This window comes from Streptosporangium sp. NPDC004379 (assembly GCF_042873875.1).
GTDB lineage: Bacteria > Actinomycetota > Actinomycetes > Streptosporangiales > Streptosporangiaceae > Streptosporangium.
This window is the reverse complement of sequence record NZ_JBIAMC010000022.1, coordinates 15,418-38,144: the sequence shown is the minus strand read 5'-3', so window position 1 is coordinate 38,144 and position 22,727 is coordinate 15,418. Positions and strand designations below refer to the sequence as shown.

General features: G+C 73.4%; 18 protein-coding genes, 4 tRNA genes and 1 riboswitch. Of the genes, 13 read left to right on the top strand and 9 right to left on the bottom strand.

Annotation, left to right across the window (positions count from 1 at the left end):
• Positions 1 to 8 precede the first annotated feature (8 nt).
• Both ACFYSC_RS33050 and ACFYSC_RS33045 read left to right on the top strand, forming a co-directional pair.
• Positions 9 to 764 (top strand): TetR/AcrR family transcriptional regulator, encoded by a 756-nt coding sequence (locus ACFYSC_RS33050; RefSeq protein ID WP_389969441.1) that lies wholly within the window; start codon positions 9 to 11, stop codon positions 762 to 764.
• A gap of 43 nt (positions 765 to 807) precedes the next feature.
• Complete coding sequence (locus tag ACFYSC_RS33045; protein WP_389969439.1) at positions 808 to 1,182, top strand: VOC family protein; 375 nt, start codon at positions 808 to 810, stop codon at positions 1,180 to 1,182.
• Here the strand turns inward: ACFYSC_RS33045 and ACFYSC_RS33040 are convergent.
• From ACFYSC_RS33040 to ACFYSC_RS33010, 7 genes are all read right to left on the bottom strand, one after another.
• On the bottom strand, positions 1,158 to 2,096 hold the full coding sequence (locus ACFYSC_RS33040; protein WP_389969437.1) for an enoyl-CoA hydratase/isomerase family protein: 939 nt from the start codon (positions 2,094 to 2,096) through the stop codon (positions 1,158 to 1,160). The genes ACFYSC_RS33045 and ACFYSC_RS33040 overlap by 25 nt on opposite strands.
• Positions 2,097 to 2,233: 137 nt before the next feature.
• Positions 2,234 to 3,259: a mechanosensitive ion channel family protein gene (locus ACFYSC_RS33035; RefSeq protein WP_389969435.1), complete on the bottom strand. Its 1,026-nt coding sequence runs from the start codon at positions 3,257 to 3,259 to the stop codon at positions 2,234 to 2,236.
• A gap of 60 nt (positions 3,260 to 3,319) precedes the next feature.
• Positions 3,320 to 4,315 carry a ribonucleotide-diphosphate reductase subunit beta gene (locus tag ACFYSC_RS33030; RefSeq protein ID WP_362936334.1) on the bottom strand — a complete coding sequence of 332 codons (996 nt, stop codon included), beginning with the start codon at positions 4,313 to 4,315 and terminating at the stop codon, positions 3,320 to 3,322.
• Positions 4,316 to 4,379: 64 nt separating this feature from the next.
• Positions 4,380 to 6,614, bottom strand: a complete 2,235-nt coding sequence (locus ACFYSC_RS33025) for a ribonucleoside-diphosphate reductase subunit alpha (RefSeq protein ID WP_389969433.1) — start codon at positions 6,612 to 6,614, stop codon at positions 4,380 to 4,382.
• Between the two features lie 207 nt (positions 6,615 to 6,821).
• Positions 6,822 to 7,023, bottom strand: a riboswitch (cobalamin riboswitch).
• Positions 7,022 to 8,140: a Bug family tripartite tricarboxylate transporter substrate binding protein gene (locus tag ACFYSC_RS33020; RefSeq protein WP_389969431.1), complete on the bottom strand. Its 1,119-nt coding sequence runs from the start codon at positions 8,138 to 8,140 to the stop codon at positions 7,022 to 7,024. (Overlaps the previous riboswitch by 2 nt.)
• A 96-nt stretch (positions 8,141 to 8,236) precedes the next feature.
• A complete protein-coding gene (gene glmS / locus ACFYSC_RS33015) occupies positions 8,237 to 10,057 on the bottom strand; it encodes a glutamine--fructose-6-phosphate transaminase (isomerizing) (RefSeq protein WP_389969429.1) in 1,821 nt (606 codons plus the stop codon).
• 12 nt (positions 10,058 to 10,069) lie between these two features.
• On the bottom strand, positions 10,070 to 10,345 hold the full coding sequence (locus ACFYSC_RS33010; protein WP_389969427.1) for a hypothetical protein: 276 nt from the start codon (positions 10,343 to 10,345) through the stop codon (positions 10,070 to 10,072).
• Positions 10,346 to 10,496: 151 nt separating this feature from the next.
• Here ACFYSC_RS33010 and ACFYSC_RS33005 point away from each other — a divergent pair, with 151 nt between their 5' ends.
• From ACFYSC_RS33005 to pcp, 9 genes are all read left to right on the top strand, one after another.
• The gene (locus ACFYSC_RS33005) at positions 10,497 to 12,524 is read left to right on the top strand and encodes an N-acetylmuramoyl-L-alanine amidase (protein WP_389969425.1); all 2,028 of its coding nucleotides are present in this window, start codon (positions 10,497 to 10,499) and stop codon (positions 12,522 to 12,524) included.
• A gap of 217 nt (positions 12,525 to 12,741) precedes the next feature.
• Positions 12,742 to 12,813: transfer RNA gene (locus ACFYSC_RS33000), tRNA-Gly, on the top strand.
• Between the two features lie 24 nt (positions 12,814 to 12,837).
• Positions 12,838 to 12,908 (top strand) — tRNA-Cys (locus ACFYSC_RS32995).
• Between the two features lie 74 nt (positions 12,909 to 12,982).
• Positions 12,983 to 13,054: transfer RNA gene (locus ACFYSC_RS32990), tRNA-Gly, on the top strand.
• A gap of 12 nt (positions 13,055 to 13,066) precedes the next feature.
• A tRNA-Val gene (locus ACFYSC_RS32985) sits at positions 13,067 to 13,141 on the top strand.
• A 375-nt stretch (positions 13,142 to 13,516) separates the two neighbouring features.
• On the top strand, positions 13,517 to 14,389 hold the full coding sequence (locus ACFYSC_RS32980) for a hypothetical protein (RefSeq protein ID WP_389969423.1): 873 nt from the start codon (positions 13,517 to 13,519) through the stop codon (positions 14,387 to 14,389).
• 42 nt (positions 14,390 to 14,431) lie between these two features.
• Positions 14,432 to 15,361 carry a hypothetical protein gene (locus ACFYSC_RS32975; protein WP_389969421.1) on the top strand — a complete coding sequence of 310 codons (930 nt, stop codon included), beginning with the start codon at positions 14,432 to 14,434 and terminating at the stop codon, positions 15,359 to 15,361.
• Between the two features lie 64 nt (positions 15,362 to 15,425).
• Positions 15,426 to 15,803, top strand: a complete 378-nt coding sequence (locus ACFYSC_RS32970) for a thiol-disulfide oxidoreductase DCC family protein (protein ID WP_389969419.1) — start codon at positions 15,426 to 15,428, stop codon at positions 15,801 to 15,803.
• On the top strand, positions 15,800 to 16,420 hold the full coding sequence (gene pcp / locus ACFYSC_RS32965; RefSeq protein WP_389969417.1) for a pyroglutamyl-peptidase I: 621 nt from the start codon (positions 15,800 to 15,802) through the stop codon (positions 16,418 to 16,420). The genes ACFYSC_RS32970 and pcp overlap by 4 nt, the downstream gene beginning before the upstream one ends.
• A 177-nt stretch (positions 16,421 to 16,597) precedes the next feature.
• On the opposite strand, the gene ACFYSC_RS32960 is transcribed toward pcp, so the two are convergent.
• Positions 16,598 to 17,641, bottom strand: coding sequence for a hypothetical protein (locus tag ACFYSC_RS32960; protein WP_389969415.1), 1,044 nt, complete (start codon positions 17,639 to 17,641; stop codon positions 16,598 to 16,600).
• Between the two features lie 164 nt (positions 17,642 to 17,805).
• The gene (locus tag ACFYSC_RS32955; RefSeq protein ID WP_389969413.1) at positions 17,806 to 19,239 is read right to left on the bottom strand and encodes a glutamate--cysteine ligase; all 1,434 of its coding nucleotides are present in this window, start codon (positions 19,237 to 19,239) and stop codon (positions 17,806 to 17,808) included.
• A 347-nt stretch (positions 19,240 to 19,586) separates the two neighbouring features.
• On the opposite strand from ACFYSC_RS32955, the gene ACFYSC_RS32950 reads away from it, so the two are divergent.
• Both ACFYSC_RS32950 and ACFYSC_RS32945 read left to right on the top strand, forming a co-directional pair.
• A complete protein-coding gene (locus tag ACFYSC_RS32950) occupies positions 19,587 to 20,738 on the top strand; it encodes a zinc-dependent alcohol dehydrogenase family protein (protein ID WP_389969411.1) in 1,152 nt (383 codons plus the stop codon).
• 64 nt (positions 20,739 to 20,802) lie between these two features.
• The gene (locus ACFYSC_RS32945; RefSeq protein WP_389969408.1) at positions 20,803 to 22,698 is read left to right on the top strand and encodes a S9 family peptidase; all 1,896 of its coding nucleotides are present in this window, start codon (positions 20,803 to 20,805) and stop codon (positions 22,696 to 22,698) included.
• Positions 22,699 to 22,727 lie beyond the last annotated feature (29 nt).

Below are 22,727 nucleotides of genomic sequence, written 5' to 3'. Positions count from 1 at the left end.
TGAGAGGCATGGAAACCACATCCCCCCGGCGCAGAGCGCCGGGAATGAGCCCCGAGCGGCGACGGGAGATGATCGTGCTCGCCGCCCTCCCGCTGGTCGCCGAGTACGGCACCGCCGTCACCACCAGCCAGATCGCCAGGACCGCCGGGATCGGCGAGGCCACGATCTTCCGGGTGTTCGCCGACAAGGACGAGCTGCTGGACGCCTGCGTGGCCGAGGCGCTCCGCCCCGACCACGTGCTGGAACAGCTCGCCGCCGTCCCGCTCGACCAGCCGCTCGCCGTCCGCCTGACCGAGGCGGCCGAGGCCATGCGGGCCCACATGACGCGGATCGGCACGGTCCTCGGCGCCCTGCACGCCTCGGGCCACCGGTCGTCCCACGACCGGCGCCCCTCCCCCGCCGGGGACCGTACGAATGCACCGGCCGACGACACGGGCGGGGACCGTACGGACGCACCGGCCGGTGCCGCGAGCCGGGAACCCGCCGACGGGACGGCCGCCGGCCGGCCGGGCGGGCCGCACGCCCCGGGCGGCCGGGAGGCGTCCCTCCGGCGGACCCGCGAGGCGCTGACCGAGCTGTTCGAGCCGGACCGCGAGGCGCTGCGCCTTCCCCCGGAACGGCTGGCCGCGCTGTTCATGGACCTGACGTTCGCCGGGAGCAGGCGACCGGCCGGCGACACCGCGCCGGACGTCGCCGAACTCGTGGACGTGTTCGTGCACGGCGCGCTGGCCCGCCCGGACTCCACCGAGAGGACCGCGAGATGACCGCCGCCCCGAACCGTCGAGGCTCCGCCGAGGAGGGCCCGAAGTGACCGTCACGTTGAACCACACCATCGTCCCCGCCTGCGACAACGAGCGTGCGGCCCGGTTCTTCGCCGACGTCATGGGCCTTGCGTGCCTGCCCCCGGCCGGGATGCGCGGCCACTTCGCGCCCGTCCGGGTCAACGACTCCCTCACCCTCGACTACATGACCGTCGAGGACCCCGAGGGACACCACCTGGCCTTCGATGTGGACCCGGCCACGTTCGACGCGGTCCTGTCCCGGCTCCGGGAGCGCGGCGTGCCGTACGGCAGCCACCCCGCCGACCCCGCCAACGGCCGTGTCGATCATCCGCTGTGCCCGCGCGGCCTGTTCTTCCGCGACGACTCCGGCAACCTCTACGAGGTCATGTCCCCCGAGTAGGCGTCGCCGGAGAAGCCGTCCGAGACGCCGTCGGGGACTTCCTCCGAGGCTCCGTTCGAGAGGCCGCCGGGGACATCACCGGAGACACCCTCCGAGGCTCGGTCCGGGCCGCCGCCGGAGACGCCGTCCCGGGCGTCGCCGGGGACGGCGCCGGGTCCCGGCGGGGTCCAGGTGAAGCGGGGCGGGCGGCGTTCCAGGAAGGCGGCGATCCCTTCCGCGGACTCCTCGCGCGCGGCCCGCTGCCATTCGCGGACCCGCGCCTCACCGGCCCGGCCCTCCACGATCTCCTTGGCGGCGGCCAGGGTCAGCCGGGAGTTGGCGGCCAGGGTCCTGGCCAGGCCGTACACCCGTCCGGCCAGCTCGCCGGGGGCGACGACCTCGTCCACCAGGCCGGTGCGCAGCGCCCGGCCTGCGTCGATGAGCTCGGCGGAGTAGAGCAGGAACTTGGCGGCGGACGGTCCGACGAGGTCCACCAGGCGGCGGGTGGAACTGACCGGGTAGACGATCCCGAGCCTGGCCGGGGTGACGCCGAAGCGGCTGCCCTCGGCGGCCACCCGCAGGTCGCAGGCGACGGCGAGCTGGCAGCCGCCGCCGACGCAGAACCCCTCGATCATCGCGATCACCGGCTTGGGGAAGGCGGTCAGCGCCCGTTCGGCGGCGACGGTGAGCCCGGTGTCGTCGTCGCCGTCGGCCAGACCGGCGATCTCGGAGATGTCCGCCCCCGAGCAGAAGGTGCCGCCCGCGCCGGTCAGCACGAGGACCCGCACGCCGGGGTCGGCGGCCAGCGGCGCGAGCAGGTCCGGCAGCGCCCGCCACATGGCCGCGCTCATCGCGTTGCGCCTCTCGGGCCGGTCGATCCGGAGGGTGGCGACATGGTCGCCGGTGGTCAGCTGGAAACCATCGGATATCCGCACGTGTGAATTCTCCCGGGACGTTCCCCGGTCATGACGGTGCGGGGCCGCGCCGGGCCGCCAGGCCGCGTAGGGGCCCACCGTACGGCCAGGCCCGCCGTGCCGGGAGGCCGCCGTACGGGGCCCGGGGCCGCGGCCGGTCAGGCGGCGCGGTCGTCCACCCGGAAGCGGGGCAGCGAGTCAGGGTACTTCTCCTGGATGAACCTGACCATGTGCTCGCGGATGTCGCACTTGAGGTCCCAGGCGCTGGGCGAGTCGGCGGCGCTCATCAGCGCCCGCAGTTCCACCAGGCCGTTGGGCAGGGTGTCGACGACCTGGAGGACCCAGTCCTTCTGGTCCCACAACGGATGCTCGCGCAGGACGTGGTACAGCTCGGTGCGCAGTTCGTCCACCGGGACCGACCAGTCGACGCGGAGCATCACCGCGCCGATCACCCGGCTGCTGTGGCGGGTCCAGTTCTCGAAGGGGTTGGTGGTGAAGTAGGAGACCGGCAGCACCAGCCTGCGCTCGTCCCACAGGTGCAGCACCACGTAGGTGAGGCTGAGCTCCTCGATGCGGCCCCACTCGTCCTCGACCACCACGACGTCGTCGAGCCGGAGCGCGTCGCTGAAGGCGAGCTGCAGCCCGGCGAGCATGTTGCCCAGGGTCGACTGGGCGGCGACGCCGACGATCACACCGGCGATTCCGGCGGAGGCCAGCAGACCGGCGCCGAGCGCGCGCACCTGGGGGAAGGTGAAGAGCATCGCGCCCAGCGCCACCACGATGATCACCGCGGAGGCCACCCGGCGGACCAGGGTGATCTGGGTGCGGATGCGGCGGGCCCGCCGGTTGCGCTCGCCCTGGACGGTCACCAGCCGGTCCAGCACCACGTCGGTGACCGCGTAGGCGGCCTCGATGACCAGCCAGGAGACGACGCCGATCATGGCCAGGCTGAGCACCTGCTCGATGCCGTCGGCGAACGATCCCTCGGCCATGCTCGGAACGTAGACCGTCTTGGCGGCCGCCACGATCGCCGTGGTCAGGGCGGGCCAGGCGCAGCGGTGCACGAGCGGACCGGCGAGGACCCATCTCTCGCCGATCAGCCGTGACCGCAGCACGCGGCGCACCACCTCCACCGCGGCGGCGGCGGCGAGCACCGTGATGAGCATGATGATCCATCTGGACAAGATCGGCTTTCCTCCCGTCGTCGGTCCCCCATGGGGGTTGCCCGCGGGCCCGCCGCGTATTCAGAAGGCTTCGTCGAATGTGACGTTCCCCTCAACGGCTATCTGGTAGGCCGAAACCCGCCGCTCGAAGAAGTTGGCGAGTTCCTGTACGTCCTGCAGTTCCATGAAGGCGAAGGGGTTGGCGGTGCCGTACCGGACGGGCAACCCGAGCCGGACCAGGCGCTGGTCGGCCACGTACTCAAGGTACTGCCGCATCCGCTCCGCCTCCATTCCGGGCAGCCCGTCGCCGCACAGGTCGGCGGCGAAGGCCAGCTCGGCGGCCACCGCCTCCTCCAGCATCCGGGTGACCTGCTCACCCAGCTCGTCGTCGAACAGTCCGGGCTCCTCGGCCCGTACGGTGTCCACCACGGAGAAGGCGAACTCCATGTGCATGGACTCGTCGCGGAACACCCAGTTGGTGCCGGTGGCCAGGCCGCCCAGCAGGCCGCGGGAGCGGAACCAGTAGACGTAGGCGAAGGCGCCGTAGAAGAACAGCCCCTCGATGCACGCCGCGAAGCAGATCAGGTTGAGCAGGAACGCCCGCCGGTCCTCGCGCGTCTCCAGGCGGTCCAGCCCGCCGAGAGAGTCGATCCACCGGAAGCAGAACTCGGCCTTGTCCCGGATCGAGGGGATGTGCTCGACCGCGGCGAAGGCGCGGACCCGCTCGTCGTGGTCGGGCAGGTAGGTGTCCAGCAGGGTCAGGTAGAACTGGACGTGCACCGCCTCCTCGAAGAGCTGCCTGCTGAGGTACAGCCGCGCCTCGGGGGCGTTGACGTGCCGGTAGAGGTTGAGGACCAGGTTGTTGGCCACGATCGAGTCGCCGGTGGCGAAGAAGGCGACGAGCCGGTTGATCAGGTGGCGTTCCTCGGCCGTCATCCTGGCGAGGTCGGGCAGGTCAGAGGAGAGGTCCACCTCCTCGACGGTCCAGGTGTTGCGGATCGCGGCGCGATAGCGCTCGTAGAAGTCCGGGTAGCGCATGGGGCGCAGCGTGAGGTCCATTCCGGGGTCGAGCAGCATCGGGAGAGCCCTCCGTGGGTTCCGGGTGAAGAGGTTCGGGTGGGACGAGGAGCCGGGGCGGTCCCTACTGGCAGGCCTCGCAGTACTCGGGGTTCTCCAGCGAGCAGGCGACGGCCTCCGGAACGGAGGCGTCGGAGGCGTCGGAGGCGTCAGCGCGGGCCACGGTGGTCTGCGCGATCCGGGTCGCCGGGCGGGACCGCAGGTAGTAGGTCGTCTTCAGACCGGACTTCCAGGCGTAGGCGTACATCGAGGAGAGCTTGCCGATGGTCGGCGTGGCCATGAAGAGGTTCAGCGACTGCGACTGGTCGATGTACGGCATGCGCGCGGCGGCCAGGTCGATCAGCGCCTTCTGCGGCAGTTCCCAGGCGGTGCGGTAGAGCGCCTTCAGGTCGCCGGGGACGCCGGGGACGTCCTGGACCGAGCCGTCGGCCCGCTTGATCGCGTCGCGGACCTGCGGGGTCCACAGGCCGCGCTCGGTGAGGTCGCGGACCAGGTAGCGGTTGACCTGGAGGAACTCCCCCGAGAGGGTCTCGCGCTTGAAGACGTTGGAGACCTGTGGCTCGATGCACTCGTAGCAGCCGGCGATGGAGGCGATGGTCGCGGTGGGCGCGATCGCGACCATGAGCGAGTTGCGCAGGCCCGTCCCGGCGATCCTGGCTCGCAGCGCCGCCCACTCCGCCGACCGTCCGGCGCCGTAGTGGTCGGGGTGCAGCACGCCGCGGGCGGCGCGGGTCTCGTCGTAGGAGGGGTGGCGGCCCCGTTCGACGGCCAGGTCGGAGGAGGTGGCGTAGGCGGCGAGCGCGATCTCCTCGGAGATCCGGGTGGACAGCTCCAGCGCCTCCGGGGAGTCGAACGGCAGCCGCAGCGTGAAGAACACGTCGGCCAGGCCCATCACGCCCAGCCCGATCGGCCGCCACCTGCGGTTGGCGGCCTCGGCCTCGGGGGTCGGGTAGAAGCCCAGGTCGATCGTGCGGTCCAGGAACCGTACGGCGGTGCGGACGGTGGAGCGCAGCCGCTCCCAGTCCATCCGCCCGCCGTCGAGGTGGGCGGCGAGGTTGATCGACCCGAGGTTGCACACGGCGGTCTCGGCGTCGCCGGTGACCTCCAGGATCTCGGTGCAGAGGTTCGACAGGTGGATGACGTTCCCGGGGAGGGCCGTCTGGTTGGAGGTGCGGTTGGCGGCGTCCTTGAAGGTCATCCAGCCGTTGCCGGTCTGGGCGAGGGTGCGCATCATCCGGCCGTACAGGGCGCGGGCCGGGACCTGGCGGACGTACCGGCCTTCGGCCTCGGCGGCGCGGTAGGCGGCGTCGAACGCCTCGCCGTACAGGTCGGTGAGGTACGGGACCTCCTTGGGGTCGAACAGCGACCAGGTGCCGTCGGCCTCGACGCGGCGCATGAACTCGTCGGGGATCCAGTTGGCGAGGTTGAGGTTGTGCGTGCGGCGTGACTCCTCACCGGTGTTGTCGCGCAGCTCCAGGAAGTCCTCGATGTCGGCGTGCCAGGTCTCCAGGTAGACGCAGGCCGCGCCCTTGCGGCGGCCGCCCTGGTTGACCGCGGCGACGCTCGAGTCCAGGGTGCGCAGCCACGGCACGACGCCGTTGGAGTGGCCGTTGGTGCCGCGGATCAGCGAGCCGCGCGAGCGGATCCGGGTCCAGGAGACGCCGATGCCCCCGGCGTACTTCGACAGCCGCGCGATCTGCCCGTACCGCTCGTAGATCGCCTCCAGCTCGTCGCGGGGCGAGTCGAGCAGGAAGCAGGAGGACAGCTGGGGGCGGCGGGAGCCGGAGTTGAACAGGGTGGGCGAGCTGGGCAGGTAGGACAGGGTGGACATGAGGCGGTACAGCTCGGCGGCCTCCTCCACCGTCTCCGACAGGCCGCACGCCACCCGCAGGAAGAAGTGCTGCGGGCGCTCCAGCACGCCGCGGGTCTCGGGGTGGCGCAGCAGGTAGCGGTCGTAGACCGTGCGCAGGCCGAAGTACTCGAACCGGGCGTCGGCGGCGTCGTCGACGAGGGCGTCCAGCTCGGCGGCGTGCGCCGCGACGAAGGCGGCCAGGCCGTCCTGCAGCAGCCCGGCGGCGTGGGCGGCGGCGACGGACCCGGCGAAGGTCCGCACGCCGTGGGCGGCGGCCTCGTCGGCGATCAGCCCGGCCAGCAGGCCGGCGGCGACCCTGGAGTTCTCCGGATCGGCGACCACCCGGGCGGCGGCCTCCTCGATGGCCAGCCGGCGGCCGGCCAGATCCTCGCGTGCCTGCCCGGTCCCCTCGGCCGTCTCGGCTGCCTCGGTCACGATCGGTGCCACGTGCTTCCTCCTGGCGTGCTCGGTGCTCTTCCCGTAGGGCTCCCGCCGGGTCAAGGGCACGCGTCGGAGAACGGTTCGCGGGCATGCCGGACCGCCTCGTCCGCGGGCCCACCCTCGAGGCCCTGGACATCTGTGCCGGGAGAGGCGGCCGCGCCGCGCGCCCCGGGCCGCCTCACGCGGCCCCGGCGCCCGGCCCGGTCCCCTTCTCCCGTCTTTCCCGTCACCGGCAGGTCTTCGGACTCACGGGCGCCTGGCGCATGCCTACTGGCCGTCGCTTCCCGGGCGCATGGCCCAGTGCTCCTGACGGCGGTCGTTCCCGTTCACCGCTGCGGGGCAGCCCCGGATTCGCACCGGGTTCCCTCTTGCCTCGCCTCCACGCGGAAGGCGAGCCGGCAACGACGAGGATCCTACATGTAGTGGCTTCGGACGCAACTACCCCAACAGGTTGTGGCGAAGGCTTTGAGCAAACCGAGATCACGGAGCACGTCACGGGCCCGGCCGGTCTCGCCGGACAGCCACTGGCGGAAGTCGTCGCCGCTGAGGTAGATCCGGCTCCAGCCCCCGGCCTCGCACAGGGACCGCCAGCGCGGCGAGGCGTCGAGGGCGTCGCACAGGGCCACGGCCCGGTCCCGGTCGTCCGGGCTCATGCCCCGCGGGCCGAACACCCCGCACCAGTCGGTGTACTCCAGCCGGACGTCCATCTCCATCAGCGTCGGCGCGTCGATCCCGGGGAGCCGCTCGGCGGAGGAGACCACCAGCGGCCGCAGGCGACCGGCGGCGATCTCGCGTGTGAAGGAGCGCGCCGAGCCCAGGATCGCGCCCACCCGGCCGTCGCGGAGCGCCTCGACGGCGTCGGCGGCGGCGGGGTATCCCGCGTACTGCAGCAGCCTGGCGTCCGCCCCGAGGCATTTGGCGATCATGCCGTAGAGCACGTGGTCGGAGCCGCCCTCCAGGCGCCCGCCCATCACCAGCCCGCCCGGGTCGCGGCGCAGCAGCGCGGCGAGGTCCTCGAAGGAGCGCAGGCGGGAGCCGGGCAGAACGATCAGGGCCGCCCAGTCGCCGGCCAGCCGGGCCAGCGGGGTGGTGGAGTCGACCACGGCGGCGGTGTCGGCGATCTCCGCCCCGGCCACCGCGGGCATCCCGGCGAGGAGCAGCCTCCCATCTCGGGAGAACGGCTCGCGGGAGAGCGGGTCGCGGGCGGACCGCTCACGGGACGCCGTCCCGGACGGCGCCCCGGACCGCGACCCGTACGGTGTCCCGTAGGGCGCCCCATGGGAGGCGAGCGCCTCCAGGGCGGCGCCCGCCGCGCCACCCGGACGGTTCTCCACCCCGGCCGCCCGCACCAGCCCCTCGGCGCCCGCGACGGCCGCCATGCCGCGGGCGAGGGGATCCCAGTCGTGCCCGCGGGCGGCGGGCACGATGAGGGTCAGCATGGCGGTGAACGGCCTGTCCGGACCGCCGCAGCCGCCGCAGCAGCCGAGGACGGCGAGCCCGGCGGCGAACGAGAAGAACCGCCTGCGGTGCACGACGCGCCCTCCCCCCGAGACCCCCGATACCTCAGGTTACACCTATGTCACTTTCTGTGACATATGGCGGCCTCGCCGGGAGGAGGGACGGCAGGCTCACTCCACGGTGACGCTCTTGGCGAGGTTACGGGGCTTGTCGACGTCGCGGCCCAGCGCCACGGCGGCGTGGTAGGCCAGCAGCTGGAGCGGGATCGTCAGCAGGATCGGGTCCAGCTCGATCTCGTTCTTCGGCACCACCACGCAGTCGTCGGCCAACTTCGGGTCCGCCGTACGGTGCCCGACCATGAGCACCCGGCCGCCGCGCGCCCGGATCTCGCCCAGGGTGGTGAGGTTCTTGTCCAGCAGCTCGTCGTCGGGGACGATCGCCACGGTCGGCGTCTCCGGGCCGATCAGCGCCAGCGGCCCGTGCTTGAGCTCGCTGGCCGGGTAGGCCTCGGCGTGCACGTAGGAGATCTCCTTGAGCTTCTGCGCGCCCTCGCGGGCCACCGGGTAGCCGCGGACCCGGCCCACGAACATCATGCTCGCCGTGTCGGCGTACTTGGCCGCCAGCTCCTTGATCTGCGGCTCCAGCGCGAGGATCTCCTCGATCTGGCCGGGCAGCCGCCGCAGGCCCTCGCAGACGCGGCGGCCGTCGGCCGGGGACAGGTCGCGCACCCGGCCCAGGTGCAGCGCGAGCAGCGCGAACGCCACCGCGGTCGAGGTGAACGCCTTGGTGCTGGCCACCGACACCTCGGGACCCGCGTGCAGGTACAGGCCGCCGTCGCACTCGCGGGCGATCGCGCTGCCCACGGTGTTGACGATGCCGAGCACCCGCCCGCCCTTGCGCTTGAGCTCCTGGACGGCGGCGAGGGTGTCGTAGGTCTCCCCCGACTGGCTGATCGCCACGTACAGGGTGTCGGGCTCCACCACGGGGCTGCGGTAGCGGAACTCGCTGGCCGGCTCGGCGTCGGCCGGGATGCGCGCCAGCTCCTCGATGAGCTGGGCGCCGATCTGGCCGGAGTAGTAGGCGGACCCGCAGCCGATGATCTTCACGCGGCGGAACGACCGGCTCTCCCGCGCGTCCATGTTGAGGCCGCCCAGGTGGGCGATGTGGAAGCGGTCGTCGAGGCGGCCGCGCAGCGTGCGGGCCACCGTCTCGGGCTGCTCGGAGATCTCCTTGAGCAGGTAGTGCTCGTAGCCGCCGGTGTCGTAGTGCCCGGCCTCCCAGTCGACGGTCAGCGGCTCCTTGGCGGTCTCCCGCGCGTCGCCGCCGAAGGTGGTGAAGCCGTCGGCCCGCAGCACAGCGAGCTCGCCGTCCTCCAGGTGGACCACCTGGCGGGTGTAGCGGACCAGGGCCGCGACGTCGGAGGCGGCGAACATCTCCTTCTCGCCGATGCCCAGCACGATCGGGCTGCCGTTGCGGGCCACGACCACCTCACCGGGCCGCCGGGCGTCGATCACCGCGATGCCGTAGGTGCCGACGATCCGCTTGAGCGCGGTGCGGACCGCCTCCTCCAGCGAGTCGGACTCCTCGACGGTGCGGGCGATCAGATGCGCCAGCACCTCGGTGTCGGTCTCGGAGACGAAGACCGCGCCGTCGGCCTCCAGTTTGGCGCGCAGCTCGTCGGCGTTCTCGATGACGCCGTTGTGCACGACCGCGACGCGCTCGTCGGTGGAAAGGTGGGGGTGGGCGTTGGCGTCGCTGGGCGCGCCATGGGTGGCCCAGCGGGTGTGCCCGATGCCCAGGGTGCCCTTGAAACGCGCGGGCACCACGGCGGCCAGGTCGCCCACCCGGCCCTTGACCTTGCGCGTCTTCAGACCCCTGTTGGAGACCACCAGCCCCGCCGAGTCGTAGCCGCGATACTCCAGCCGCGCGAGGCCCTCCAGAAGAATCGGCGCCGCGTCCTTCGGCCCCACATAGGCCACGATCCCGCACATGTGTCGCACTCCTTACCCGTAGACGATCCGGCGCAGCTGGCGCAGGGTGAGCCGAGGTGCCGCGACACGGCGGGCGGGCAGCTCTGCGGCGATCCGGGGGAAGATCTGGTCGTTGACCATCCCCTTGGCCTTGAGCTCGGCGTGACGACGCCGGACGAACTCCTCGACGGGCTCGGAGAAGTAGGCCAGCACGTCCGCCACGACCCGCGCCGCCTCGCCCGGACCGAGGGAGTTCGTCCGGACCAGATGGGTAATCAGCTCCTCATGGTGCTGCCATGCCGTGGCCACAGGGCAGGACCATACGCATAACCAACGTCAATTACCAATTTTCCTGCCCGCTTCCGGGCAGAGATCCCCCCTTATGCCGTACGACGCCCGCACCCTGGGACGGTGAGTAGTCTCTCATAACGCTGGGTAGTCAACTGGCCGGAGGAACACCATGCGCCGTCTGACGGGCCCCACCGTCTTTGCCGCCCTGACCCTGCTGGCCCCGCCCCCTCCCGCGGGAGCCTCGTCCCCGGCCGGCCGCCAGGCGGCCTTCGCCCAGGCCGCGCTGAGGTACGGCGTGCCGGAGAGCGTGCTGCTGGCGGTCTCCTACCTGGAGTCCCGGTGGGACACCCACAACGGCCTGCCCAGCGTGTCGGCGGGGTACGGCCCGATGCACCTGGTCGACCCCTCCGCGGGCGTCCCGGCCGGCGCGCGCCCCGCACGTCCGTCCGGCGGCGCGGGCCCCTCGGGAGACACGGGAGACGCGGGAGACACTGTCCGGAACACCACCGGACCCTCCGGCGGCGCGGCCCGGGACACCGCGCGGCCCTCCGGGGGCACGGTCCGGGAGGCCGCCGGGGGCGAGCGGACCGCCGTGCCGCCGGCCGTACCGCCCGCCGACACCCTGCACCGGGCCGCGGAGCTGACCGGTCTCGCCCCCGCCGAGCTCCGGCGTGACCCCTCCGCCAACATCCTGGGCGGCGCCGCGCTGCTGGCCGACCACCAGCGGCGCGCCGGCGCGCGGCCCGGGGCGGACCCGGCGGGCTGGTACGGCGCGGTCGCCCGCTACTCCGGCGCCACGGACGCCGGGACCGCGGCGATGTTCGCCGACGAGGTGTACGCGACGATCCGCTCCGGCGCCGCACGGGTGACCGACGACGGTGAGCGGGTGGTCCTGCCCGCCGACCCCTCCGCCGCGCCGGAACGGGGGCCCGGGGAGACCGGGCTGCCCGCCGCGACGGCGGCCGCCGCCCCCGACTGCCCGCCCGCCCTGGCCTGCGAGTGGATCCCGGCCGCCTACCGGCGGCTGAAGAAGGGCGGACACGGCAACCACGACCGCTACCCGGGGACCCGCCCGATCGACTACATCGTCATCCACGACGGGGAGTCGCCCTACGACGTCATGACCCGGCTGGTCAAGGACCCCACGTACGTGAGCTGGCACTTCACCCTGCGATCGAGCGACGGCCACATCGCCCAGCACCTGCGGGCCGGAGACGTCGGCTGGCACGCGGGCAACTGGTACTTCAACTCCCGCTCCATCGGCCTGGAGCACGAGGGCTACCTCGCCAGGGGGGGCGCCTGGTACACCGAGGCGATGTACCGGGCCTCGGCCCGCCTGGTCCGCTACCTCGCCCGCAAGTACGACGTCCCCTTAGACCGGGCGCACATCCTCGGCCACGACAACGTGCCCGGAGCCACCCCGGCGACCGTGCAGGGCATGCACGAGGACCCCGGCCCCTACTGGGACTGGGACCACTACTTCACGCTGCTCGGCAGCCCGCTGACCGGCGTACGCGGCCGGGAGGTCTCCCTCGTCTCGGCGGCGGCCGCGTCACGCCCGGCGCACGCGGCACGCTCGGTGATGATCAAGCCCGACTACGCCGCCAACACGTCCTTCTTCAGCGGCTGCACCAAGTCGGGCCGGTGCCGCCGCGGGTCCGGCACGGTCTGGCTGCACGTCCGCCCCTCCCCCGCCTCACCGCTGGTCCGCGACGCCGGCAAGCACCCCACCGGGGAGTCCACCTACAGCGTGTACGACCACGCGGGGCGGGCCTCCACCGGCCAGCGCTACGCCTTCGCCGGCCGCCGGGGCGACTGGACCGCTATCTGGTACCTCGGGCAGCGGGCCTGGTTCTACGACCCGGCGGGCGCCCGCAGGTCCGTGCCCGCCTCCGGCCCCCTGGTGACGCCCCGCCCGGGCCTCGCCTCCGTCAAGGTGTACGGCAGGGCCTACCCGGAGGCCTCGGCCTACCCGCCGGGCATACCGGTGCAGCAGCCGGCCCCCCTGCAGTACACCCTCCCGGCCGGGCAGTTCTACAGCCTCGGCCTGACCTGCCGCGCGTCCTATTTCCACACGGGCGGATTCTCCCCGGCGTCCCACCGCGTCGTCACGGGCCGGACGCGCTACCACCAGATCCAGTTCGGCCACCGGGTCATGTTCGTCAGGGCGGCGGACGTCACGGTGGTTCCCGGCTGAGGAGCCGCACCCGGCCGGGAGATCATGCTCAGCCGGGAGCCACGCCCGGCCGAGGAGCCGTACCCGATGCGCGGGGAGGCCGGTGACGCCCGGCCGAGGGCCGCCCGGACCCCCTTCCCGTCCCCCGATCGACCCCTGGTTGTCCCCGGGTTGCGCGCGAGCACGCTCCGGAGGCGCTAGAGTTTTCTCGTGCCCCGGTCGACAGGCCGGGGAGCACGCGGAAGTGGCTCAGTGGTAGAGCATCACCTTGCCAAGGTGAGGGTCGCGGGTTCGAATCCCGTCTTCCGCTCGGCGGACCCCCCGGGGTCCGGCTGGTGGAGTGGCCGAGAGGCGAGGCAACGGCCTGCAAAGCCGTGTACACGGGTTCAAATCCCGTCTCCACCTCGGCGCACGGACGCCGGACCCGTGAGGATCCGGTAAAGTGGCGCACGTGCCCCGGTCGACAGGCCGGGGAGCACGCGGAAGTGGCTCAGTGGTAGAGCATCACCTTGCCAAGGTGAGGGTCGCGGGTTCGAATCCCGTCTTCCGCTCTGATCCTCCAAGGACGATTAGCTCAGCGGGAGAGCGCTTCCCTGACACGGAAGAGGTCACTGGTTCAATCCCAGTATCGTCCACCAACAGAGATCCCCGGGTCCAGAACCCGGGGATCTCTTCGTTTCCGGGCCGCTCCAGCCGCCGGTCGCCCGTCCCTGGGCACGCCGTTCCGGGCGCGTCCCGGCATCCCCCTCTCCGGAACCCGTTCCGGGAACCGGTTCCGGCGGGCCCGCCCGCGGCGCCGCCTCCGGAGCACCGCTTCCGGCCGCCCCACCTCGGGTGTTCCGCTCCGTCCGCCCTCGCGGCCTCCCCCTCCCGCCGCTCTTTCCCCGCCTCCCGTTTCCGGGCTTCCCGCGTTTCCGGTACGCGCCGGGCGGCGACAGGAGGCAGCATCGGGGCATAACCCGGAATCTATTCATCGCTTATGCTCTTTTGACCATCGCGAAAGGGGCGAGCCTGTGCTGCGTGTGGTGGTCGACCCGGAGGTGCCCGCGAACGTCGCCGACCTCATGCGACGGAACGGCCCGCTGCTCTCCCGCTACCGGGCCGGCTGGAACCCCGAACCGAGCGGTCCCCACTTCCCGGCCCCCGTCCTGGTGTCCCTCGGGGTGCTGACGTTCCTGACGGTCCTCGTCACGCTGCTCGTCGGCGCTCCGGGGGTGTTCCTGGGCACCCTCGGCACCGTCTACCTGATCGTCCTCGCCTGCGTCTACCTCGCCAGGAAGCCCCTGCCGGCCGACTCGACGGAGCGCGTGCTGTACCGGCACTCGCGGTTCCACCAGGGCCGCTTCCTGGTCCTGGAGGACTTCGACCTCCCCTCGCGGGCCCTGCTCGGCCGGGTGCAGAAGGCGATCGACCGCATCATGGGCGCGCGGGTCAACGCCCTGGGCATGCTCGACAGCGTGCGCAACTCGGTGATGCTGCCCGCCGAGGAATGGGAGATCGCCCGGCTGCTGACCAAGCTGTCGGCCCTGCGGGCCAGGCACCGGCACCTGGCCCGCGGCGGCCGGACGCCGGAGGTGGCCGCCGCCATGGCGCCGCTGGAGCGGGCCCTGGCCGCCAGCGAGGCCGCCGTCGTCGCCCGCGTCGAGGCCCTGGAGCGCTACGCCCGCCACGTGGCGCGGGCCGACCACGCGCTGGCGTCGCGGGGGCAGATCGAGGCCCTGCTCGCCTACCTGCCGGAATACGAGCAGCTCGTCGCGGAGACGGGCGCCTCCCGCTTCTCCGCACCGGAGATCGGCACGCTGAGCGAGGACGCCGCCCGGCTGCAGCAGGCGCTGCGCGACAGCGTCCGCTCCGCCCACGAGGCGTTCCGGTACCTCGAAGGCTGAGAAGGAGGAGACGATTCCCAACCGTGCGAAGGGGGTGAGCCCGTGCAGCGGGTGGTAGTCGACCCGGAGGTGCCGGCGGAGGTCGCGGAACTGTTCCGCCGGAACGCCCGGCTGCTCTCCAGGGTCAGGGCCGGCTGGCAGCCCGCCCCCGTGCCGGTCCGCGAGGACCGCAGGGGCATAGCGCCCAAGGTCCGCATCGTCATCCTGTCGGGCGTCCTGCTGGGCCTGCTCGCCATGAACATCGGGCGGATCCCCTTCTTCCTGATCGGGATGCTCGCCTTCGTGGCGCTGATCGGCACGATCGCCGCCCAGCAGTTCCCCGATGCCGGCGAGGGTGACGAGGACGGCGACGCCGGCGACTACGAGATCTCCCGGCACGCCCACTGGTACGAGGGCCGCTACCTCCTGCCGGAGGACTTCGACGACACCGCCGGACCGCTGCTGGAGCGGGCCGGGCGGGCCGTCGACACCGTCATGCGCTCGCGGATCAACGCCCTGGGCATGCTCGACGACGTGCGCAACTCGGTGATGCTGCCCGCCGAGGAGTGGCAGATCGCCCGGCTGCTGGCCAAGCTGTCGGCGCTGCGCGGCGAGCACCGCGACCTGCTGTACGGCGGCAGCACCCCGGAGGTGACCGCCGCCATGGCGCCGCTGGAGCGGGCCCTGGCCGCCAGCGAGGCCGCCGTCGTCGCCCGCGTCGAGGCCCTGGAACGTTACGCCCGCCACGTGACCGAGGCCGAGCGGGCGCTGCGCGCCCACGAGCAGATCGAGCAGCTGCGGGAGCGGCTCCCCCGCTACGAGGAGCTCCTGGCCGAGACCGGCGCCGACTCGGCGGCCGTTCCGGAGATCGACCGGCTGGCCGGGGACGCCGGGCGGCTGGAGCGGGCGCTGCGCGACAGCGTCCGTTCGGCCCATGAGGCGTTCCGGCATCTCGACGGCCCGACCGGGGACGGGCCGTCCGTTCTCGGGTGACTCCACGGCCCACCCGGGAACCTCCCGCCCGTTCTTGGGTGATTCGTATGGGTATGGTCACCGCATGACGGAACAACCGATACTGGTCTACGACGGCGACTGCGGCTTCTGCACCTCCTGCGTCCGGTTCGCCGAGCGCCGGATCGGTCTCCGGGCCCGCGCCGTACCCCTGCAGACGGCCGACCTGGCCGTGCTCGGCGCCACCCGGGAGCGCGCCGAGCACGAGGTGCTGTGGGCGGAGGACGGCAGGCTGTACGGCGGGGCGCAGGCCGTCGCCAGGCTGCTGATCTGCGCGGGACCGCCCTGGAGCGTCGCGGGGTCCCTGATGCGGCTCCCCCTGCTGCGGCGGGCGGCGGGGTGGGGCTACCGGCTCGTGTCCGCCAACCGGGGGCGCCTGCCCGGCGGCACCCCCGCCTGCTCCGTGCCGGAGGCCCGCCGATGACCGTTCTGCTCACCGGTTTCGAGCCGTTCGACGGCGACACCGTCAACCCCTCGTGGGAGGCGGTCAGTCTCGTCCCCGGGGTGCGGGCCGTACAGGTGCCGTGCGTGTTCGGCGCGGCGGTGGATCGGCTGCGGGAGGCCGTCGCCGAGCACGACCCCCGGGTGGTCGTCTGCGTCGGGCAGGCCGGCGGCCGGGCCGACGTGACGGTCGAACGGGTGGCCGTCAACCTCGACGACGCCCGCATCCCCGACAACGCCGGGCGGCAACCGATCGACGAGCCGGTGGTGCGCGGCGGGCCCGCCGCCTACTTCGCCACGCTGCCGGTGAAGGCGTGCGTGGCCGCGGCCCGGGCGGTCGGGGTCCCGGCGAGCGTGTCGCAGAGCGCCGGGACGTTCGTCTGCAACCACCTCTTCTACGGCCTGATGCACCTGATCGCCACGGAGCGGCCCGACATCCGCGGCGGGTTCGTGCACGTGCCGTTCGCCCCCGGGCAGGTCCTCGACCGGGCCGCGCCGTCCATGCCGCCCGCGCTGGTCGCCGAGGCACTGGCCGCGGTCGTGACGGCCGCCTCGTTCATGGAGGGCGACCTGCGCCTGGTCGGCGGCTCCCTGCACTGATCGGCGGCTCCCCGCCCGGGGCCGGAATCGGGCGTCCGGCGCCGTGGCCGGGGTCTGGGTCTGGGTCCGGAGCCCGGGTCCGGAGCCTGGCGGAGGTCCGGGGAGCCGAGGGACCGGAAACCGAGGGGTCGAGAGGTCGAAGGGGGCAGACGGGGACCGGGGAGCGGAGGCCGGGAGTCACAGCGGCACGCCGTACACCGCGCGGCGGCGTGCGAACTCGGTCACGCTCCACAGCGTCCCGCGCTCGCGGACGCAGGTGAGGTCCTCCGGGCCCACCGGGTAGGGCCGCCTGGTGACCGTGTCGCCGACCACGATCAGGACGCCGTTGCGCGTCGAGCCGGCCGCCTGGCTGAGATACCAGGTGCCGCCGTGGGAGAGCGCGCCCTGGATCCTGGGCTCGGGCAGCACGTAGGCGTCCTGGGCCGCGGCGACGCCGCCCGCGTCGGCGCGCAGCGGGCCGCCGGGCTCCAGCGGCCAGCGGGCCACCCTGCCGGGCGTGCCGGGGGCGTCGACGTACTCGCCGCCGATCAGGGTGTGCACCGGGCCCGTCCGGTCGACGGAGGCGAAGGAGAACCGGGCGTCGCCCGTCGCGGCCCAGGCGCCGGTCTGCGGCATCACGTAGCGGTAGCCGAAGGCGTTGTAGGTCGCTCCCTTCCTGCCGATGGTGGTCTTGGAGTCGCCGTTCACCTCGTAGATGTGCCGGGTGTCGAAGACGCGCAGGCCGCGGCCGGTGTCGGCGACGTACAGCAGGTCCCCGTACCAGGCGACGCCGCCGGCGTGGATGTCGATGGGGGCGATCCCGCCGTCGGGCCTGGCCGTCACGAGCAGGACGTGCCGGTAGCGCAGCGTCGCGGCGTCGAGGAAGGACAGCCGGATGCCGCGCTCGGGCGCGTTCTGCGGCTTGAAGTACCAGCTCACCACGAACACGTCACCGCGGGCCCCGGCGTCGGAGGAGCTGGTCAGGCCCTGCGGGTACCAGTCGGTGACGGCGTTGTCGGCGTCGTCGAAGCAGTACCAGTCCACCGGCCGGGGCTTCATGCCGGAGAACGCCCCGGCGCCGGACGCCCCCTTCCTGACGGCGACCCGGTTGGCCTTGGCCAGGACGGTGGCGAGGGGCACACGGCCGAGCCGCTCGCCCAGCGCGCGGGCGCCGGCCGGCAGGTCGCCGTCGTTGCGCCTCAGCTCGAACGGCTTCACGGCCGTGGTCTTCATCGCACTCATCGGGGTCGCTCCTCCTCCGGTCGCCGCCGGGCCCGGCGGGTCGAGACGTGGAGTTCACGAGTATGCCGATATATGGATCATTCAGGAGCCCGATGAGGCGGTGAATCAGTCCAGGTCTGACATGTCGAGCACGGAACGGAGGTCCGCACGGTTCGCGGAGGTCCTCAAAGCGGCCAGGTGTGCACCGGCTCCCCGGTCAGCGCCAGCTCCTGGTAGCGGGTCACCAGGCGCGCCCGCGCCGCCGGGTCGGTGCCCAGCTCGGCGAGCTTCTCGCGCTGCCAGACCGCACCGGTACGGCGCCGCCCGGCGCGTTCCCGGATGACGTCGAGCGCCCGCTCCGCCTCCTGCGCGTCCACGCCGGCCCGCACCAGACCGTCCGCCGCCATGGGCAGCAGGTCCTCGACGAGCCGGTGCGCGGGGACCTCTCCGTCCCGGCCCGGCCAGGCCATCGGGGCGTCCAGTCCGCTGATCGCGCCGCGGTAGAAGTTGCGGTAGGCGTCGGCGAAGGGCGTCTCGTGCACCGGTTCCTCGGCCATCGCCAGGGTGAGGCCGAGCATGAAGGCGGTGTTGGCCACCATGTCGGCGGGGGTCGGCCCGGCGGGCAGGGCCCGCATCTCCACCCGCAGGTGGCCGCCGTCGGCCGGGTCGTAGACGGGCCGGTTCCACAGCCACACCATGCCCTGGTGCAGCCGCAGCTCGGCCAGTTCCGGGGCCTCGCCCGCCGCGTCCCGGGCGTCGGTGAGCACCGGCACCACCGGCTCGTACTCGCGGACGCACGCCTCGAACAGCTCCTCGGCGCCGCCGACCCACCCCGAGCCGAAGGCCACCCGCCGGTCCCTGCGGTCGAGCCGCTCGACGTCGCGGTCGTCGGCCGCCTCCTCGAACAGGGCGATCCTGGTCTCCTCCCACAGCCGCCTGCCCAGGAAACCGGGCGAGTTGCCGCTGACCGCGAGGACCGGGCCGATGGCGAGCTGGGCGGCGTTGTAGACACGGGCGAAGTCGGCCGGGGCCGTACGCAGGTGGACCTGCCAGGAGGTGTTGGCGCTCTCCAGGATGACGCCCTCGACCTCCAGCTCCAGCTCCTCGGCGCCGCTGATGCGCACCCGGAACGGCTCGGCGCGCAGCCGGCGCATGCCCCGGGTCATCGCCCGGTAGCGGGCCTCGTCGCTGAGCGCCTCGTGGGTGAAGTCGAACTCGCTGAGAGAGGGCAGGATCCCGATCGCCACGGACCGGCCGCCCTGCGTCGCCGCGGCCTTGTCCACCATGTCCATGGTCTCGCGCAGCTCGGCGGCCATCGCGGTGAAGGGCCGCCCGGCGAGCGGCAGCGGGGTCAGGTTGACCTCCAGGTTGAACCGGCCCAGCTCCGACACCAGCCGGTCGTCGGACGCGGCCTCGCGCACCTCCCGGTTGCGCTGGAGCGGCCTGCCGTCGGGGGTGGTGAGGAACAGCTCCAGCTCGGCGCCGACGGTCAGCGGGCCCTCCCCGAAGCCGGGCCGGGCCAGGGTCTCACGCAGCGTGGCCATCTGTTCCGCCAGCCGCTCGCCGAAGCGGATGAACTCCACCTCGGAGAACCGGTCCTTGTCGAGTTGCCGGCCCATCGCACCATCCGATCAGTTGGTCCTCGTGACCCCCTCCTACTCTCCCAGGTGGGGGCTTCTAATCAGGCGAGCGGGTGGGGGATGGATCACAGTCCGCGACGGGAGGGGCAGGAGGCCCGGTGACGTGGACGGTCCGGGAGCCGGATCACGGGCCGGGGACAGGCGGGGCGGGGACGGCCGGACCGGAGTCGCGGCCCGCGGCGGGGGCGGGTGGGACGCGCGGCCGACCGCGTGGCATCCTGCGAGTGCCGCGGACGCGGCGCGGGAACCGCAGGCCGGGAGGCGGCGCGGAACCCGCCGGCCGGAAGGCCGGGAAAGCCGGGGAAGCCGGGAAAGAGGTGTGCCGGGTGCGAGCCGTGGTCTTCGACGCCTTCGGAGCCGATCTCGAGGTCAGGGAGGTGCCCGATCCGGCGCCGCCGTCCGGCGGGGTGGTGGTGCGGGTGGCGGCGACCGGGCTGTGCCGCAGCGACTGGCACGGCTGGCAGGGCCACGACGACGACATCCGGGTCCTGCCGCACGTCCCCGGGCACGAACTGGCCGGGGTCGTGGAGGCGGTGGGTGACGGCGTGCGCTCCTGGCGGCCCGGTGACCGGGTCACGGTCCCGTTCGTCTGCGCCTGCGGCTCCTGCGCGGCGTGCGCCGCCGGGGACCAGCAGGTGTGCGAGCGGCAGACCCAGCCGGGGTTCACCCACTGGGGCTCCTTCGCCGAGTACGTCGCGCTGGAGAACGCGGACGTCAACCTCGTCGGGCTGCCGGAGACGGTGTCCTTCCCCGCCGCCGCGAGCCTGGGCTGCCGGTTCGCCACGGCCTTCCGCGCGGTGGTCTCCGTGGGCCGGGTACGGCCCGGCGAGTGGGTGGCGGTGCACGGCTGCGGCGGCGTCGGCCTGTCCGCCGTCATGATCGCCGCCTCGGCCGGGGCCCGGGTGGTCGCCGTGGACGTCTCGCCCCGGGCGCTGGAGCTGGCCGCCCGGTTCGGCGCCGCCGCCTGCGTCACCGCCGCCCCGGGAGGCGGGGCTCCGTCCGCCGGCCCGGGGCTCGTGTCCCCGGCCGCCGATCGGGAGGCCGCCTCTCCGGCCGTCACCGTCCCGGAGGACGGCGGCCCGGAGGACGGCGGCCCGGAGGACGGCGGCGTGGCCGAGCGCGTCCGGGAGGTGACCGGCGGCGGGGCGCACGTCTCGATCGACGCTCTCGGCAGCCCCGGGACGTGCGCCTCCTCGATCGGGAGCCTGCGGCGGCGGGGCCGGCACGTCCAGGTCGGCCTGCTCCCGGGCCTGACCGCCCTGCCGATGGGCCGGGTGATCGCCCACGAGCTGGAGGTGCTGGGCAGCCACGGCATGGCCGCCCACGCCTACCCGGCGATGCTGGAGACGGTCACCGCGGGGCTGCTCCGCCCCGACCTGCTGATCACCCGCACGATCGGCCTGGAGGAGGCGGGGCCGGCGCTGGCCGCGATCGGCTCGGTGCCCGGTGTCACCATGATCGACCCGTTCGCTCCCTAACGACACCGACAAACCACCTCAGCGTTCTCCAAACGCGACGATGGCGGTGATAACGTCCCAGGTCATGCGCCTTGACGACCTCGCCCTGCTGCACGTCCCCGGAAGCATCACCCTGCACGACGACCTCCTCCTGGTCGACGTCGCCCGCCCCGACCTGGAGGCCAACGCCTACCGCGGAGGCCTGTGGCGGGTGCCTCAGGACGGCCCGCCCGTCCCCTTCACCCACGGTGACCTCGACATCGCCCCCCGCATCTCCCCCGACGGCGCCTGGGTGGCCTTCCTGCGGGCGAAGGAGGGCGGCCGGCCGCAGCTGTACGTGATGCCCGCCCGCGGCGGCGAGCCGCGCCCGGTCACCGACCTGCCGCTCGGCGCCGGCGCGCCGGTCTGGGCCCCCGACTCCCGCCGGATCGCGTTCGTCGCGCGGGCCCCGGAGGAGGGCCGCTACGGCACCGAGGAGGGCGTGGACGCCCCCGCCGAGGCGCCGCGCCGCATCACCGGCCTGAACTACCGGCGCGACGGCGTGGGCTTCACCTTCGACCGGCGCTCGTCGCTGTTCGTGGTCAACGCCCTCGCCGACATCCCCCAGCCGGTGCGCCTGACCGACGGCCCGTACGACGTCGACACCCCCGCCTGGACCCCCGACGGCGAGCACGTGCTGGTCTCCGCGCCCCGCGACCTCGACGGCGACAGCCTGCACACCGACCTGTACGCGGTCCCGGCGGCGGGCGGCGCGCCCGCCCTCGTGGTGCGCAGCGAGGGCGGCGCGGACCACCCCGTGGCGCTGCCCGGCGGGGAGGTGCTCTACCTCGGCACCGCCTTCTCCGGCATCCACGCCGTCGCCCGCAACACCGGCCTCCACCGCGCCCCACTGCGGATCGGCGGCGAACCGGCCACCGGGACGCGCATGACCGAGGAGGAGTCCGTCGACTGCGAGGCGCTGGAGCCCGTACCGGTCGAGGACGGCGTCCTGGTGGCGGTGCGCACGCGCGGCGCCACCGAGCTGCTGCTCGTCCCGGCGACCGCCGAGGACATGCCGCTGGAGAAGCTCGGCCGGGTGCTCGGCGATCGGGCGGCCGTCAAGGCGTTCACCGCGCACGGCGGGCGGATCGTCGCGGTGGTCTCCACGCCCGAGTGCCCCGGCGAGGTGGTCACCCCCGAGGGCAGGCTCGCCGAGTTCTCCGGGCCGCTGGCCGGGGTGCGCCCGCTCCAGGAGATCACCGCGGTGGCACCCGACGGCTACCCGGTGCACGGCTGGCTCGTCCTGCCCGAGGGCGAGGGGCCGCACCCGGTCCTGCTGAACGTGCACGGCGGCCCCTTCCACCACCACGGCTGGGGTTTCTTCGACGAGACCCAGGTCTACGCGGGCGCCGGGTACGCGGTGGTCCTGCCCAACCCGCGCGGCTCGGGCGGGTACGGCCAGGCCCACGGCCAGGCGGTCGTCGGCGCCTTCGGCACCGTGGACGTCGACGACGTCCTCGCCCTGCTGGACGCGGCGCTGGAGCGGCCCGAGTGCGACGCCGACCGGGTGGGCGTGATGGGCGGCTCCTACGGCGGGTTCATGACGAGCTGGCTGGCCGCCCACCACGGGGAGCGGTTCAGGGCCGCCTGGAGCGAGCGGGCGGTCAACGCCTGGGACTCCTTCACCGGCTCCTCCGACATCGGCTGGTTCTTCGCCGACGCCTACTGCGGCCCCGACCCCGAGGTCCAGCGCGCGATGAGCCCGCTCCACCACGCCGACAAGATCAGCATCCCGTTCGCCGTGGTCCACTCCGAGGAGGACTGGCGCTGCCCCGTCGAGCAGGCCCAGCGGATGTACGTCGCCCTGCGCCGCAACGGCGTCCCGGCGGAGTTCCTGCTCTTCCCCGGCGAGGGCCACGAGCTCACCCGCAGCGGCCGCCCCCGGCACCGCCTGCAGCGGTTCGAAGCCGTCCTCGAATGGTGGTCGCGTCACCTGGCGTAGGCCGTCGCGGGGCGACCCCGCGTCCCCGG

Coding starts and splice junctions, on each gene's coding strand:
- ACFYSC_RS32960 (WP_389969415.1), bottom strand. CDS start 17,641: ATGAGTGCGATGAAGACCACGGCCGTGAAGCCGTTCGAGCTGAGGCGC.
- ACFYSC_RS33050 (WP_389969441.1), top strand. CDS start 9: ATGGAAACCACATCCCCCCGGCGCAGAGCGCCGGGAATGAGCCCCGAG.
- glmS (WP_389969429.1), bottom strand. CDS start 10,057: ATGTGCGGGATCGTGGCCTATGTGGGGCCGAAGGACGCGGCGCCGATT.
- ACFYSC_RS33030 (WP_362936334.1), bottom strand. CDS start 4,315: ATGCTGCTCGACCCCGGAATGGACCTCACGCTGCGCCCCATGCGCTAC.
- ACFYSC_RS33005 (WP_389969425.1), top strand. CDS start 10,497: ATGCGCCGTCTGACGGGCCCCACCGTCTTTGCCGCCCTGACCCTGCTG.
- ACFYSC_RS32945 (WP_389969408.1), top strand. CDS start 20,803: ATGCGCCTTGACGACCTCGCCCTGCTGCACGTCCCCGGAAGCATCACC.
- ACFYSC_RS32970 (WP_389969419.1), top strand. CDS start 15,426: ATGACGGAACAACCGATACTGGTCTACGACGGCGACTGCGGCTTCTGC.
- ACFYSC_RS32955 (WP_389969413.1), bottom strand. CDS start 19,239: ATGGGCCGGCAACTCGACAAGGACCGGTTCTCCGAGGTGGAGTTCATC.
- pcp (WP_389969417.1), top strand. CDS start 15,800: ATGACCGTTCTGCTCACCGGTTTCGAGCCGTTCGACGGCGACACCGTC.